Origin of the sequence: Bacillus sp. S71, assembly GCF_016625265.1 — a bacterium.
GTDB classification, from domain to species: Bacteria; Bacillota; Bacilli; order Bacillales; family Bacillaceae_G; genus Bacillus_A; species Bacillus_A cereus.
In genome coordinates this window covers 91,847-105,921 of the sequence record NZ_JACVUW010000011.1, presented here as the reverse complement: position 1 = coordinate 105,921, position 14,075 = coordinate 91,847, and the positions used below count along the sequence as shown (strand labels likewise).

Genomic DNA, 14,075 nt, shown 5'->3' with positions numbered 1-14,075 from the left:
TCCTAATAACGCTGCCCCTTTAAGCATAGAATGTAAAAAGTGAATTTTTAATACCTCGTATAAATAATATACCTTTTTTTCAAATGGTCAATATTTTCTTATTTATAAATCAAAGGTGAAATAAAAATAGCACAACGATATGTACTTCGTGTGAACTTCCTTATAATTACGTATAACAAACATTTAATATATTGCATATAAGTATAATACCTCTTAAATTATAAGGATTTCAACATCACAACCTCAACATATACAAGAAATTATTAAAAATGAAAAGTGAGGAGTTGCGTAATGATGAAGCTATCTCCCGTGATTTCAAAAAATATAGTTGCTGTTGGCTATAATCCTTTTTCTATGATTTTGCGAATCCAATTAAAGAACGGTATGTACGATTTCTTTAATGTACCAGAAAGTATTTATACTGGCCTATTACATGCACAATCTAAAAGTTATTATCATAAAACTTATATTAAAAATTCTTTCCGCCACACAAAAATTTAAACTTAACACCCACTAAAAAAAGGAGGTTAATCCTCCTTTCTTTTAAAAACATTTCACAGATGAATTATCTTCGATTCCTCTTATTAATTTCATCATATGCTTGAATTTGTTTTTTCAAACGCCGATCAGCTTTTTTATCATGCACTACAAGAATTGCATGTATAACTCCTGGAACCCAAAATATTAATGTTAATATGAAATTTATTATTGCCTGAATTGGTTTTCCACAAAATAGTACAGCAACAGGTGGAAGAAAAATTGCTAATAAATACATCATCCCTTGAAAACTCCTTATTTTGTATTTTATATATCCCTTTTCAAAACATACGTAAAGAAACCTTATGATGTTGTTGTTACATAAATTTTCATTAAGTATATATAACATCTCTTACTTTATCTATTCTATCTATAGGCAAAAAAACCTACTACTATTTTAATCTTAACGTACCTATAAAATTCATGTATCTCCTTCTATTTATATAAGTATTTCAACCTTTTCATTGTTTTCTAGCCTATTTTCTTCCTCTATTGCAGTTACTCCAATTGCAGAAATTAACGTTCCTATCGCTTGTATCCAAATACCAATGAGTGCAATTATTCTCTCATCCTTCTTATCAAAAATACTATCTTCATTTTCTCTCTCATCTTTCAATACATTTGAAACACCTTGATACGCTTGTAATCCAGCACCTAAACTTTGCATGGAGTTACCTAATATAATCATTTTCTGTAGTACATTTATATCCATCAAAGCTGCTTCTACTCCTAAAAAAGCACCGATTGATTGTAAACTGTTCCCTGTAATAATAAGATAATCATTTTCTTTCGATTGTTCATTTATATTAAAATATGTTCCTATTACATTTGATATATTCCCTAATGCTAATAGCTCAATTCCTATTTGATCAAGTAATTTACTTTGATTCTCTAAGCCTATATTTTGATTTTCTCTTTTTTCTTCCCCATCATCATAATTGCTCGCAATGATTTGTAATATATACCCGAGGGCTTGTAATGAGCTTCCTACAATAACAAGATCCGATTCAACTTTCTCTTCTCCAATAAATCCCCTTGTCGTTCCAATTGCAGCTGTAAGGTTCCCTCCTACTTGAAACCATGCCCCTGTAACTTTTAAACCGCTTGGATTCATTTTTATCACCTATTTAAATATTTTCTAAACCCTTCAAAATAAAGTGAAACTTTAATCAGTGGGGTTTTCTTCATCCCCCGCCTAAATTCTTTGCTTTCGCTGAATTTTGAGGTGGGGGTCTTACTGATTGGCAAATAGCGGAATAAATAAATTCCACCCTTAATCTTTTATTTTATTTTTCAAATGTAATTTTGTGAATGATATAATGTGCTACTAATATAAAAAGCACCTTAAAGGTGCTTTTTATATGCATGCTGGGCATGTCAATGAATCTCCATTTTTATCTATTGTTATATTCAATATATATTGAGTTGCTTTATGTGACCAAGTTTCAGGTGTAGGTGATTCATTTATATATTGTGGCGCACATGACTTCAGCATTGGAGTACTAATACTCCCTCCAGGATCTAAAGCAACTACAGCCATGCCATGAGGTAATTCCAGTGCCATAGATTTAGTGATACCTTCAATTGCAAATTTCGAGGCACAATATGGCGCAAGCTCAGCTTCACCTTCTCTCCCCCAACTAGAACTCATATTAATGATAATTCCTTCTTTCCTAGCTACCATTGCGGGAACAAACGCTCTTATTACATTCACTACACCATTCACGTTTACATTCATTACATTTTCGAATTCTTGATCCGTAATTTTCCAGAGTTGTGCATTTTGATTTACAATCGATGCATTATTTATTATCATATCGGGAGCCGTATGTCTATTAAGTATATAATTTGCCCAGTTGTTAACTTGCTGAGAATCTGAAACATCAATTACTTGAAAATCATGTATTTTACTGTACTGTTTTTTTAGTTCCTCAATTTTATCTTTTGAACGTCCACAACCATATATGTTCCACCCTAATTCATGAAATCGATCAACCATCGCACGTCCTAACCCTTGTGTCACACCTGTAATAATTACAGATTTACCAATTTCTTTTCTCTGCATTTCTCTCATCCTCCTTCCCTATATTTTACTCTCTTCATTTTTATTCAGCCATTTACTATAGTATCAACTCAACTCATACTTTAGTAATGGTTTTGATATTGCATACATAAATAAAAAAAGTAACCATCATGGTTACTTTTTGCTATATATCTAAAAATTCATTGTTTATTTCATTATCGTTTTTACATTTCAACTTCTCTTTTCCACATTTCTCACACTGGTAAATATAAACTACACCTAATGTACCTTTTTTTAAAATCCTCATTATCCTGCATCTTAATAAAAATATATTTATGTTTACAATGCGATTCACCCAAATAATTTTCAAACCACTTTTTCAACACAACACATTCCACCTTTATGATAGAACCTTTATTTAGCTGCCTTATTACATACTTTTATTTAAATATTCAATCTCATATTGCAATTTTTTAAATTGCTCAAAATGCATGGTAATAGATTGGCTACTACCATAATCAACATTTTGTTTCACTAATATAACACCCGTATCATGAAAAAGCGCTTCAAGTTCTTTCCTAATAGACACTTTCGCAATATGAGCTGTTTTAATTGCAGATAAAATTGCAATTTCATTAAACTTTAATTTTATTTCATTTGGACAAAATGCGTCTTCAACTAATATAACTTCATTACTATAAATTAGTGCAACAAGATTACTTGATTTGGCATCTGTTAAATCAACTTTTTTCATAATATCTTTCATTACATTTTGCCTCCTTTATTTTCGTATATATCAATTATACAAATTTTTTTAAAAAATTACTCAACTTTATTATATTAATTTTAACACACTTTTATTGAAATCCATGCTCCAAACGTTTTACTATTCCACAATTTTTATTATATGAACCATCTGGACTATAACTCCATATAGTAATGTTAACAACTTATTATAAAGCAGGTGAAAATTATGCCATCAGTTGTAGGGAATTTAGTTGTACAAAATAGTAATGGTTCATTTAACTTAGGTGATTTCTACAACGTTTCTCCAAAAGAAAATACGAAAGCTTATAATGGCTCTGGCGCATCAAACGTTGGTTTTGTTGTTAATACTTTTAGCGGTGTTAGCGCGACCAATACATTTGATTCTGACCTTGCAGATCAAAACCAAGTGGGTACAGCCTAATCTTATGTTCAACTTTTTGTATAGAAAATTTTAATTTGTCTATACTATAATCAGGCTGTTTGACAGCTCTTGTTGATTTTGGAGTACCCTATCTTTTTCTCCCTTTCCCTGGGGCTCAGCAGCTAGCACGAAGCTAGCTGCTTTTTCTTGTATTATTTGTCTCATAAATCAGAAATAAAAGAAGCTGCCATTTAATATTCAGCTTCTTTTACGTTATTTCAATAATATCCATAGCGTTAAATACGTAAGTTTTATAAAAGGCGTCTGTACAAATTACAATTTGTTTTACCGGATTGATATGTACAACAGTCATGTAGTTTGTTAGTATGTAACCATCTTCAAAATATGTTACCAATATTTCTTTCTCAGACAGTAATGACGTTAATAATTTATCAGAAATTCTCTCTTTTGCTTCGTTTGTTAAAAGCGGTTTTTGTACTTTTAATTTCTCTCCAATAATCTTTCTCATATTTAAAAGTTGTTCGGATATTACTGTAAACGGAACCCACTCTCTTTCTTCTTTTTGTATCTTTACATCGTTCATTTTTTATCTCCTTGATCATTTATACATTTATTTAGCCATACTATCCCTTAGTTATTTTTAATACGCACTAAATTCGGATTTACTTCTAAACTATAATTAGGTTACCTCTCAAAAGAACATTCGTTCTTATTATACACGAACTTATGTTCTTTTGAGAAGAGCCATACTTATTATTTTTTAACAAAAAACATAATTTTATTTATCTCCATACTTTTTCCTTTATCAAATAAACTTCTCATTTCTTATGTAAAATGCATATAACAACTAAAAGGCGACTTCACACAAAGTGAAATCGCCTTTTCTTAAAAAATATTTCAATGTTTATTTTTCTATTCTAACTAATGTTCTTTCTGGAATACATAATTCATCTATATTAAAATGATTTATTTTTAATTTCAATTCCCCTACTCGTTCCTTATCTTCATCACCAACCCAACAACTGAATAATTCGAAATAGTCTCCATCTTCCAAATAACCTTCCATAATCTTGCATAAAGTTAAAAGTTTTTCTTTCGCTTCTTTTTTTTCCTTTACGTTTTGCCACTCGACAAGTTCAATTCCCCAACTAGTTGAAACCTCATATATGTAATTTTTTTGGAATTGATACTCTTGTACAATTTCAAGCATACTTTCATCTGCAAAACATCGTCCAAAAACAATTACATCATTAGAATCGGGCTCCGTTAACGGAATTTCTACATTACAGCCTATGTAACTTGCTAAACTCATTTTATACTCCTCCAATATTCGTATAAAAAATACTTCATAGTATATTTATTTACTCAAATATAAAATCCCTGCCTAAACAAAAAAGTTTTAAATTTTTTCGTTTATTAACCATCTATAACTGAACACATATACTATGATGAACGAACTCACAAAGCATAAGAAAAGAGAGCATTTACAACACTCTCTTTTCTTACATACTCTATGAAACTTTACAAAACTGAATCAGTGATTTTTATTATTATATTTCATTACATATACTTAGGTTGTACTATTATATGTAACTCTCTCTCTGTATCCGCTTTTTTCGGATGACGAAAATAATTAAGTTCGTACTTTAACACTTTATACTCAACAATTCCGATTTTAATCCCTTTCGTTTCTTTTAATATAGCTAATAAATCACTTACATTTTCATCATATGACTCAAAAATTTTCGCGCCGCCCTCTCCTTGAAAGATTACTTTCATATATTCTCCCCACCTTAATTTATTGATGTGGTAAATGACGCGTTTAATACGATTCATTATTTATCCTAAAATTTTCACACCAAAAAGAACATCCTTTCCATTCGAATGCTCAGCTTTTTACTAATTATCCATATTAAATATTTATTCAAAAACATTATATGTATTATTTTTTAAATTATGTTCGATATCCATTATTAAAGAATAAATATATGTAACAAACTTGCATAATGAAAACCGTATAATATCCACTTTCGTTGAAATAGTTATAGCACCTTTAATTATCATCCATTATTTCCCATTGTAATTCTTAATATTTAAATGTAATATTGTATTGTCTTACTATCTATTTATAACTCACACACTAATTAGAAAAGGGAACTCTATATGAGTTCCCTTTTCTAATTATGATTACAATCATTATTTCTTTTCTAGAAATTTAAATGTATCTTTAAATTCTTTATTATTCACTTTAATATCAGCATCTTTCAATAAATCATTGACTACTTGTTGTTTCCATTTACCTGTCGTATCTTGTAGTCTTTGTTGTTCTAAATCTTTACGAATTTTTTCCTTTACTTCATCAAATGGCTTCAATTCTTTTTTATCCGTCACTTTAATAATATGGTAACCGTAAGTTGTTTTAACTGGATCACTTACTTGGCCTGCATCTAATTTATACGCAGCTTCCTCAAATTCTTTCACTGTTTGTCCAGGAGCAAAACCAGATATTTCCCCGCCCTGTTCCTTTGAACCAGTATCTTCTGAATACTGTTTTGCTAAGGCAGCAAAATCTTCACCATTATTTACTTTCTCCTTTACTTCTTTAGCTGTCTTTTCATCTTTCACTAAAATGTGACTTACTTTCATTTCTGGTTTATAGTTATCTTTCACATCTTTTTCTGTGACTGTTGCTTTAATCGCTTTCTCAAATGCAATTTCTGGCTTCATTTTTTCTTTTAATTCATCTTCATTTTTCAATCCAAGTTGTTCTAAAGTTGATTTAAAGTTCTCACCCATTTTATCTTTTGCTTCTTCTACTTTCTTTTTTGCTTCCTCATCCGAAACTTTATATTTATCTAACAATGCCTTACTTAACATCATTTGATATAAAGTACTTTCTCCATATTGTTGTCTTAATTCTTTACTTAATTCTTTCTCTGTAACATTTCCTACTTTTGATGTTACTACGTTGTCTGAAGAACCACATGCAGATAATGCTAACATCACGCATGAAATAATTGTTCCAATAAATATTTTTTTCTTTTTCAATTCAAATACCTCACTTTTATCATTATGCAAATTAACTATACACAGGCATTGTGAAAATAGTGTGTTTTCTGCATGTAATTCATTTCATATGAGTTGACTATGTATCATGCATTTCCATTTTTAAACATAAAGAGTCTTCTTACTATTATGTATAGTAAGAAGACTCTTTACATACACCTCAAAAACAATACGGCTGCTATAGTTACTTAATACTTACATGTTCTTCAGGTATCCAACTATTCTGCCCGATATCTACCGCATTTCCCACTCTACCCCACACTCGAAAAGATGTCGATCCATCTATATTTCCTTTATAATTCATACATTCAGGCTCTTCATAATAATTTACTCTGTAGCCGACAGGATATTTCGAAGTTGCATAAAACCATTTCACCTTAAAATGTTTTAAATATGCCCACTGCTTATCGTTCCCTAAACAAATCATATCTTGCTCACCGCCTCCCCAATAACCTGTTAAGATTAAATATGGAATTTTCTGAGTGAGTGCACCTGTAAATTGAGGATTCATGGGATTCTCATATAAATTTATTCCGTATCCATCAGGATATTTCGAAACTGCAATACCAATGCCATTCGGTTGCTGTTTATACACTATGTTAGATTGATTTGCTTTGTTCGAATCTATAAACCAAGAAAGTGACTTATTTCCTACTAATCGATTCAGATCACATTTCCCAATCCCAGGAACATTCCCTGAATCCGTATATTGCCAAATATCACATGGATATGCTGGCTTATTCCCTCCATAACGAGGGATCCATACGAAATCAGCTTCAATATTACGTGCTCCAAATGATAAATACATGTGATGCCCTACATATAATCCTACTTTTTCCGCACCTAAACGGCGTAATTCATCAATAAATGCCTGTGTCCCACCTTGCATATCTGACATCGTTTGAACTTCTACGTCCGCCACCCAAAACTTAGCTGATTGATCACCACGATTCCAAAAATCTTGTGCCTCTTTTTTTGCATCAGCAATAGATATAAAACGGCAAAAAGCATAATTACCGAATGGGATACTATACTTTTTCATTTCACTAACATAATTTTGATACATAAAATCCACCGTATTAGAGCCATCTTGAACTCTAGCAATCACTAAATCTAGCTGAGATGCTGCAATATCCCAATTGATAGTTCCATTCCATTTTGAAATATCTACAATATAACCCATACATTCCAGCTCCTTTTTAATGTCTTATTCATAGCTTGTTTTATTGTAAACCTTATCTCTCTAAAACTAGCTATCTATAATATAAATAAAAAGAATCGTTACTGTTTTAAAAAATATATTCTCTTTCAGAAATATTTCTATTAACTTTAACATATATACCATATAAAACATTCTCATATTTGAAATATACCCTACTATTCATTTGTTATGTAATCTCGTCCTATCAATCAAGGTATCAATCATTTTTACGGATATTAGAAAAAATCCCCCTACATTATTAAATTAAAACTTCCAATATCAATTCCCTTTCAGCTAATATAAATCATTCCTCATTTTCTATATCTTCTTAAGTCAAAATTACTATCTTTCCATGAAATTTGAGATTCAGAAAATTTTTAATTAATTGAAGATTATTCCTGCTAACCTACAATTGTCCAATCTGCACACTATTGGTGCATAAAAAAGACATTTTCTATTCATGAAAATGTCTTTTTATAGTCTAATAAAACAATTTTGGTGTTAAATCTTTATTTTGTAATTGTGTATTTTCACTGTTCATAACACAACTTGTAGAAAATAATATTGGGCTATCACAAACCTCATCATTCATTACATCGCGAAATATATTGGCAGCAACACCTGTAAACGTTTGACATAAGTTAGAAATATCGTCATTGAAAAACTGAATGACTTCCGCAGCGAAAACCGGAAAGACAACATTCGGTCCGCCAGGGAACTGAGGCTGTACCACAACTTGTTCAAAATAAGGATTATTTTCTAGTGCTACTTGAAATAAATGAGCTATTTCAAATGCATCTAGTGGACAAGGAAATGGATTTACAATTTCATTCTCATTATTCGTTACAATAACTGTCACACTTACATTCCCAAATTGTACAAAAAATTTTAAAAGCGTTGCTAATGCTCTCGCTTTTTCATTACTTAACGCATGCACTAAAATAATATAATTACCACCAACAGGAATAAGCGGCCCAACTGTAACAGTTGGATCAGCACCTATTGAATTTTTTAATTCATTAAAATATGTGATCCATGGTGGCGAAAGCTGAGCTTGTACATTTTCTTCCACTATTTTATACTACCTCCTTATACAATTCTTACTAACATAATATGTAGCAAATTAAAAAATGCATTAGTTATATTAACCATTTGCGTATTTATTGATTATATTAATTAAACATTTTACTTCGTATTTTCAATTTCCCCTTTACATCTTTAAGCACTTTTACTACTATGAAATTCTTTATTATAAGCAAATCCACTGAAATTTCATATTATACTAATACGACTCTATATCCTTTAACTTATAATACTCAATATTAGGAGCTGATTTCATGGAAAAAAAACCTATCTTGTTCAAAATCCCACCAAATTCAAAGCTAAAAGTTACATTTTTCGGTCCTTGTAACGAAGTAATTACAAATGTGTCTATAATTAATCAACTATGCACCCCTAAATGTCAAACTATCACGCAATATCCAGACTTTAAGAAATATGTGACTGAAGTACGATCGCTATCCCGTTGTTAGTCCGCATAATGTACGATTTTCACAAATTTGTTACCTAAAATAACTGAGAAAGAAAATAGATGCATTCCTAAACTAAAATTACACATTTTATGATATTCCATTGATAATTCATTGATTTTTTACACATTTTTATTAAAAGAACATATATTATCGTATGGAGATTATCCACTCATAAAACCTATCTTTCTTTAGAGCGTACTTTTTATGTATGCTCTTTTTTTATGTAACCGTCCCCCTTCTAAATTGACCAACAATATATTAAAATTCTTTATATACGCAAGGAGGTCAAATATGTTCAAGCTGCATCCAATACTACTCATCTTAGGATTGATTTTGTTTTTATATAGTGTACTCGCCTTTATATTATTCTTTTCAGTGTATTAGCATTGCCTACACAAATCTATGTTCAATATGTAATTTCTATATAGTAAAAAAAACGTAATGATACGATTTTTTATGTATTCCGTCTTTCTTGTTCTATAAGAAAACTAGTAAACTTACTAACAATGAGTTTTCAGAAGCATGTTACTTATTTACATATTATTTTGTTCAATACCTGAAGAAGGTTGAAGCCTCTGAAAATTAAACTATACTTTACCTATTTACTTACATATTTTAGAAAAACAATAATAATCCCCCACCATTTGGTAAGGGGATTAACTAAACCTACTAAAAAATATTTAATAATCTGTTTTATTTAATTGGAGAAGGAAATCTTGCTGCTTCAAAGTGAACCGTATTTAAACCATTAACATTTTGTATAATTACGCCCGCAATACTACTTTCTGCAAAAACTTCAACTAAATCTCCTGCTTCTAATTGAAGAATAGTAGTTACTGAAACATCATTATTAAAAAATACTCCTGTTCCAAAGAAATCATTATCTATCGCTATTGCTGGATTTCCATTTACACGAATTTCTACTCTAGCTCTGTAATTCACATTAAAATCATTTGGAGAAAATGTTATATTTCCTAATACATTATATACCCCTCTAGTTTTCGGAGTGAATATGGATGTTACTGGATTATATTCATTCGCTAGATCAAATTGTTCATTTTGAAATAATACTTTAACAGGAGTATTTGCTAGAACAGGTTGATTAACTGTATTCACAGCTCTAAATGCCGATGCCCTTACAAGCTCCTCTTTCTTATCATCACAACACTTCACCTTTACATACTTCCTATCACATTTACTACTTTTCCTATAACAATCATGACTTTCCTTTTTGTAATCTTTACAATACTTACAGTAATAATAAGACATAGTTAGTCCCCCTTTACACTTATTTTTACATAGTATGCTATATAGATTAGAATAGCTTGGACGACCTGTTACTATTTTTAATAGAGTAAAAAACCCTCACCATTTCGGTGAGGGTTTACCTTTAAGCTTCTGTAAACTCATTGTTTAATGACTTTATTTAATTGGAGAAGGAAATCTTGCTGCTTCAAAATGTGCACCATCTTCTAAAGGACTTAAAACTCCATCTATACTACTTTGTGCATAAATCTCAACTTCATCCCCTGCATTCAATTGAACAATCGTCGAAACACTTACTACATTTCCAAAACTTATTGGACCAAAAAAGTCATTATCTATAGCTATCGCTGCGTTTCCATTTACACGAATTTCTACACGCGCTCTATAATTTAAAGTTGGATCGTTTGGAAAGAAACCAATCGTTCCAATAATAGAATATACTCCTTTAGTCTTCGGCATAAAAATAGATGTTGCTGGATTATACTCATTCGCTAAATCAAATTGTTCATTTTGAAATAACACTTTCACAAAAGTATTAGCAGGAACATTTTGATTTACTGTATTTCTAGCTCTAAATGCGGATGCTCTAACAAGATTGTCCTTGTTATCATGGCACTTACAAGTGTTCTTACAACAATCATGATGCTTCTTTTTATACTCCTTACAATACTTACAGTAGTAATAACAAGACATACTAATTCCCCTTTCAAACTTATTACTACATATTATGTAAGATTGATTTATAAGGTTTGGACTAGCTATTTTTATTATTCATAAGGGCGCTATTAACCTGCACCCTTATTTATATACACCACTTCATTCCTTACTAGTTATAAGTTGTATACAGTCCCATATGGAATAGTCAGAAAAGAACTTCCGTACGGTGTAACTTGATGTACTGGGTAAAAATACTCTACGGATGAATAATACGGTTGTACACCTTGCTGCTGCATTTGCAATTGTTGTTGCATTTGCAATGCTTGTTGAATAGCTTGGATTGTACTTTGTGCTCCACTATACGTTATAGATGTACCATACGCTGGTCGCATACCAGTTTCAGAATTAAAATATGAATAAAACATGATTTTCAACTCACTTCCGTATAAGTTATTACAAATTATATTATGATTCTTTATTTCAGTGGGTACTATAAAGCTAGTCCGCTCGCTTATATTCAAATGACAAAATAAAAAAGTAGCTGCTAGACTACTTTGACTCCTTCTTATCACCAAATGAAATGATATACATATTCTCCTGTTACACGCTCATTAATTCCCGCAACCCTAACGAACCTAAGTAAATCCGCTCCTTGAAGGAAATATACCGAAATCGTAACCGGTACTTGTGACCACATGAATTGATAAAGCTCATTCACTCTCTGATTCGTCGTAACGATTAAATCATTTACAGGTCCATGATTCCATGCAGAGGTTTGAACTGAAGTGAAAGAAAGGTCTTTCCCATTAACCACTATTCTTGATACGCTTTGAGTTATGTCCACAATAATCCCCTCCAACATTACAAAAATTGGACCTTTTTTAGTTCATATTATTATAAATATTCTTGACTGTAATAAATGTTTAAGGCAAATCCCTAATAAAGTGAAACTTTAATCAGCCCTCACCAATCGGGCTTTTACGGGCAGCCCGACTCCACCTAACTTCTTTGCTTCCGCTGAATTTTGGGTGAGGATCTTACTGCTCGTTAATGCGGGATAAATTTTTTTATTCATATCCCTTAATTCCCATTACAACCATATAATTTCTAACCTTATTCAATTTTTGTAATTAAAATAAAAAATAGCTAATTCACTACTTAAAAAGTAAAAAAAGCATCAGATTGACTAGTATGTAGATGGTTAAATGAATGTAAAATGTTTTTAAATTATCTACTCTTTTTTTAGTTTGGAAGTAACTCTCATCTCGTCCCATCTTTATACACCACTTTCTTAATCACACTGAACGCAATATTCAATTGATGAGTTTGTCATTTCGTTACCTCCAATTAACGCCTTTGTTCAATGTAGTAATTTTCTTGTATAATAAAAGTTAATTAATCTAGAAGGGACTGAATTATGCGCAGATATCAATATTTTTAATCTACCTATCATTACAACATAACGGAGGTAAAAGTATTGATTACAGAACTACACTCACAGAGATTATATTTAAGGAAAATGAAAGCATCTGATTCACTAAGTATGTTTAAAATATGGTCTGATCCTGATGTTACTAAATTCATGAATATAAGTAATTTCACTGATGAGAACCAGGCAAAAGATATGATTCAATTCCTTAACGAACTCGCTCAAAATAATAAAGCTATACGTTTTACTATTATTGAAAAAGAATCTAATCACATTATCGGTTCATGTGGCTATAATTCCTTAGATTTTGAAAACTCAAAGACTGAGATTGGCTATGATATTTCAAAAACATTTTGGGGTAAAGGATATGCACCTGAAGCAATATCCTCTTTATTAGATTATGCTTTTACACATCTAAAACTAAATCGTGTTGAAGCAAAAGTTGAACCTGCAAATGTAAATTCCATAAAAGTATTAGAAAAATTAAACTTTACTTTTGAAGGTACTCTGAGAAAGAGCGAAAAATCAGCTGGAAAGCTTATCGATTTAAATATCTATTCGAAATTAATAAGCGATTAATTTTAGTCCCTCTGCCCATACTCAATCAAAGTGTGGGCTTCTTTAATTTCTGTATAAAATTCAAAAGTTTGACACAATCCTGGAAAAAGCTTATAAAGAAAAGTGAGGTTTCGTTATTTTCACACTTAGTAGCGCAGTCATGTTACATACAATTTTATAAGTGTGAACGAACTACAAAACTAAAAAATAAATAATAAGTTTGCAACATGTTTGCAAATACGAATTTTGCATATAAATTCGTGTGATATTGAAAGGAGTTTTACTTATGAAAGAAATTAAAACAGAACAAGAATTCAAAGACATCATCGCAAGCGAGGAGCCTGTAGTTGTTAAGTTCTTTACTACATGGTGCCCAGATTGCGTACGTATGGACAACTTTATCGGAGATGTAATGGAAGAGTTCAATAAATTTGAATGGTATTCTATTAATAAAGATGAGTTTCCAAGTATCGCTGAAGAGTATCAAGTAATGGGTATTCCAAGTTTACTTGTATACCAAAATGGTGAGAAATTAGGCCACTTACATAGTGCTAACGCAAAAACTGAAGAGCAAGTTACTGAGTTTTTAGAAGCATACTAAAATAAAAGCCCTCTGGAAAATATTTTTCAGAGGGCTTTCATCTATTTTCACACTT

The 14,075-nt window shown here is 30.9% G+C and carries 19 protein-coding genes and 2 pseudogenes; 5 read left to right on the top strand and 16 right to left on the bottom strand.

What is annotated here, in order from left to right:
* The first annotated feature begins 291 nt into the window (after positions 1 to 291).
* Positions 292 to 501: a KTSC domain-containing protein gene (locus IBT51_RS21305; RefSeq protein ID WP_000977080.1), complete on the top strand. Its 210-nt coding sequence runs from the start codon at positions 292 to 294 to the stop codon at positions 499 to 501.
* A 64-nt stretch (positions 502 to 565) separates the two neighbouring features.
* Here the strand turns inward: IBT51_RS21305 and IBT51_RS21300 are convergent, their stop codons facing one another.
* From IBT51_RS21300 to IBT51_RS21280, 5 genes and pseudogenes are all read right to left on the bottom strand, one after another.
* Complete coding sequence (locus IBT51_RS21300; protein WP_000990219.1) at positions 566 to 778, bottom strand: YqaE/Pmp3 family membrane protein; 213 nt, start codon at positions 776 to 778, stop codon at positions 566 to 568.
* Between the two features lie 198 nt (positions 779 to 976).
* Positions 977 to 1,651, bottom strand: a complete 675-nt coding sequence (locus IBT51_RS21295) for a DUF6944 family repetitive protein (RefSeq protein ID WP_053564572.1) — start codon at positions 1,649 to 1,651, stop codon at positions 977 to 979.
* Between the two features lie 243 nt (positions 1,652 to 1,894).
* The gene (locus tag IBT51_RS21290) at positions 1,895 to 2,602 is read right to left on the bottom strand and encodes an SDR family oxidoreductase (RefSeq protein ID WP_053564573.1); all 708 of its coding nucleotides are present in this window, start codon (positions 2,600 to 2,602) and stop codon (positions 1,895 to 1,897) included.
* A 142-nt stretch (positions 2,603 to 2,744) separates the two neighbouring features.
* A pseudogene (locus IBT51_RS27340) lies at positions 2,745 to 2,946 on the bottom strand (hypothetical protein).
* 44 nt (positions 2,947 to 2,990) lie between these two features.
* Entirely contained in the window at positions 2,991 to 3,326 is a 336-nt protein-coding gene (locus tag IBT51_RS21280; protein ID WP_000651909.1) for a hypothetical protein, read from the bottom strand.
* Positions 3,327 to 3,533: 207 nt separating this feature from the next.
* Here IBT51_RS21280 and gerPF point away from each other — a divergent pair, with 207 nt between their 5' ends.
* On the top strand, positions 3,534 to 3,749 hold the full coding sequence (gene gerPF, locus IBT51_RS21275; protein ID WP_001141569.1) for a spore germination protein GerPF: 216 nt from the start codon (positions 3,534 to 3,536) through the stop codon (positions 3,747 to 3,749).
* Between the two features lie 208 nt (positions 3,750 to 3,957).
* Here the strand turns inward: gerPF and IBT51_RS21270 are convergent, their stop codons facing one another.
* The 6 genes from IBT51_RS21270 to IBT51_RS21245 form a co-directional block, all read right to left on the bottom strand.
* Positions 3,958 to 4,293, bottom strand: a complete 336-nt coding sequence (locus IBT51_RS21270) for a YolD-like family protein (protein ID WP_002093988.1) — start codon at positions 4,291 to 4,293, stop codon at positions 3,958 to 3,960.
* Between the two features lie 321 nt (positions 4,294 to 4,614).
* Positions 4,615 to 5,022 carry a hypothetical protein gene (locus IBT51_RS21265; RefSeq protein WP_053564574.1) on the bottom strand — a complete coding sequence of 136 codons (408 nt, stop codon included), beginning with the start codon at positions 5,020 to 5,022 and terminating at the stop codon, positions 4,615 to 4,617.
* A gap of 248 nt (positions 5,023 to 5,270) precedes the next feature.
* Positions 5,271 to 5,489: a hypothetical protein gene (locus IBT51_RS21260; RefSeq protein ID WP_000864277.1), complete on the bottom strand. Its 219-nt coding sequence runs from the start codon at positions 5,487 to 5,489 to the stop codon at positions 5,271 to 5,273.
* Between the two features lie 417 nt (positions 5,490 to 5,906).
* Positions 5,907 to 6,758: a peptidylprolyl isomerase PrsA gene (locus IBT51_RS21255; protein WP_000727352.1), complete on the bottom strand. Its 852-nt coding sequence runs from the start codon at positions 6,756 to 6,758 to the stop codon at positions 5,907 to 5,909.
* A 202-nt stretch (positions 6,759 to 6,960) separates the two neighbouring features.
* Complete coding sequence (locus IBT51_RS21250; RefSeq protein ID WP_200458578.1) at positions 6,961 to 7,959, bottom strand: glycoside hydrolase family 25 protein; 999 nt, start codon at positions 7,957 to 7,959, stop codon at positions 6,961 to 6,963.
* A gap of 499 nt (positions 7,960 to 8,458) precedes the next feature.
* The gene (locus IBT51_RS21245) at positions 8,459 to 9,049 is read right to left on the bottom strand and encodes a hypothetical protein (protein ID WP_200458579.1); all 591 of its coding nucleotides are present in this window, start codon (positions 9,047 to 9,049) and stop codon (positions 8,459 to 8,461) included.
* 265 nt (positions 9,050 to 9,314) lie between these two features.
* On the opposite strand from IBT51_RS21245, the gene IBT51_RS21240 reads away from it, so the two are divergent.
* Positions 9,315 to 9,509 carry a hypothetical protein gene (locus IBT51_RS21240; RefSeq protein WP_075716934.1) on the top strand — a complete coding sequence of 65 codons (195 nt, stop codon included), beginning with the start codon at positions 9,315 to 9,317 and terminating at the stop codon, positions 9,507 to 9,509.
* Positions 9,510 to 10,202: 693 nt separating this feature from the next.
* Here the strand turns inward: IBT51_RS21240 and IBT51_RS21235 are convergent.
* The 5 genes and pseudogenes from IBT51_RS21235 to IBT51_RS21215 form a co-directional block, all read right to left on the bottom strand.
* On the bottom strand, positions 10,203 to 10,778 hold the full coding sequence (locus IBT51_RS21235) for a complement C1q domain-containing protein (protein WP_053564576.1): 576 nt from the start codon (positions 10,776 to 10,778) through the stop codon (positions 10,203 to 10,205).
* Positions 10,779 to 10,931: 153 nt separating this feature from the next.
* Positions 10,932 to 11,468: a C1q-like domain-containing protein gene (locus IBT51_RS21230; protein WP_002183539.1), complete on the bottom strand. Its 537-nt coding sequence runs from the start codon at positions 11,466 to 11,468 to the stop codon at positions 10,932 to 10,934.
* 137 nt (positions 11,469 to 11,605) lie between these two features.
* Positions 11,606 to 11,857 carry a DUF3947 family protein gene (locus IBT51_RS21225; RefSeq protein ID WP_053564577.1) on the bottom strand — a complete coding sequence of 84 codons (252 nt, stop codon included), beginning with the start codon at positions 11,855 to 11,857 and terminating at the stop codon, positions 11,606 to 11,608.
* Between the two features lie 143 nt (positions 11,858 to 12,000).
* Positions 12,001 to 12,276, bottom strand: coding sequence for a hypothetical protein (locus IBT51_RS21220; protein ID WP_000355695.1), 276 nt, complete (start codon positions 12,274 to 12,276; stop codon positions 12,001 to 12,003).
* A gap of 319 nt (positions 12,277 to 12,595) precedes the next feature.
* Positions 12,596 to 12,706, bottom strand: a pseudogene (locus IBT51_RS21215) (2TM domain-containing protein); the annotation flags it as partial.
* Between the two features lie 203 nt (positions 12,707 to 12,909).
* On the opposite strand from IBT51_RS21215, the gene IBT51_RS21210 reads away from it, so the two are divergent.
* The gene (locus IBT51_RS21210) at positions 12,910 to 13,440 is read left to right on the top strand and encodes a GNAT family N-acetyltransferase (protein WP_000627261.1); all 531 of its coding nucleotides are present in this window, start codon (positions 12,910 to 12,912) and stop codon (positions 13,438 to 13,440) included.
* Between the two features lie 265 nt (positions 13,441 to 13,705).
* Entirely contained in the window at positions 13,706 to 14,020 is a 315-nt protein-coding gene (locus tag IBT51_RS21205) for a thioredoxin family protein (RefSeq protein ID WP_000658787.1), read from the top strand.
* The last annotated feature ends 55 nt before the right edge of the window (positions 14,021 to 14,075 follow it).

Coding starts and splice junctions, on each gene's coding strand:
- IBT51_RS21305 (WP_000977080.1), top strand. CDS start 292: ATGATGAAGCTATCTCCCGTGATTTCAAAAAATATAGTTGCTGTTGGC.
- IBT51_RS21300 (WP_000990219.1), bottom strand. CDS start 778: ATGATGTATTTATTAGCAATTTTTCTTCCACCTGTTGCTGTACTATTT.
- IBT51_RS21295 (WP_053564572.1), bottom strand. CDS start 1,651: ATGAATCCAAGCGGTTTAAAAGTTACAGGGGCATGGTTTCAAGTAGGA.
- IBT51_RS21290 (WP_053564573.1), bottom strand. CDS start 2,602: ATGCAGAGAAAAGAAATTGGTAAATCTGTAATTATTACAGGTGTGACA.
- IBT51_RS21280 (WP_000651909.1), bottom strand. CDS start 3,326: ATGAAAGATATTATGAAAAAAGTTGATTTAACAGATGCCAAATCAAGT.
- gerPF (WP_001141569.1), top strand. CDS start 3,534: ATGCCATCAGTTGTAGGGAATTTAGTTGTACAAAATAGTAATGGTTCA.
- IBT51_RS21270 (WP_002093988.1), bottom strand. CDS start 4,293: ATGAACGATGTAAAGATACAAAAAGAAGAAAGAGAGTGGGTTCCGTTT.
- IBT51_RS21265 (WP_053564574.1), bottom strand. CDS start 5,022: ATGAGTTTAGCAAGTTACATAGGCTGTAATGTAGAAATTCCGTTAACG.
- IBT51_RS21260 (WP_000864277.1), bottom strand. CDS start 5,489: ATGAAAGTAATCTTTCAAGGAGAGGGCGGCGCGAAAATTTTTGAGTCA.
- IBT51_RS21250 (WP_200458578.1), bottom strand. CDS start 7,959: ATGGGTTATATTGTAGATATTTCAAAATGGAATGGAACTATCAATTGG.
- IBT51_RS21240 (WP_075716934.1), top strand. CDS start 9,315: ATGGAAAAAAAACCTATCTTGTTCAAAATCCCACCAAATTCAAAGCTA.
- IBT51_RS21235 (WP_053564576.1), bottom strand. CDS start 10,778: ATGTCTTATTATTACTGTAAGTATTGTAAAGATTACAAAAAGGAAAGT.
- IBT51_RS21230 (WP_002183539.1), bottom strand. CDS start 11,468: ATGTCTTGTTATTACTACTGTAAGTATTGTAAGGAGTATAAAAAGAAG.
- IBT51_RS21225 (WP_053564577.1), bottom strand. CDS start 11,857: ATGTTTTATTCATATTTTAATTCTGAAACTGGTATGCGACCAGCGTAT.
- IBT51_RS21205 (WP_000658787.1), top strand. CDS start 13,706: ATGAAAGAAATTAAAACAGAACAAGAATTCAAAGACATCATCGCAAGC.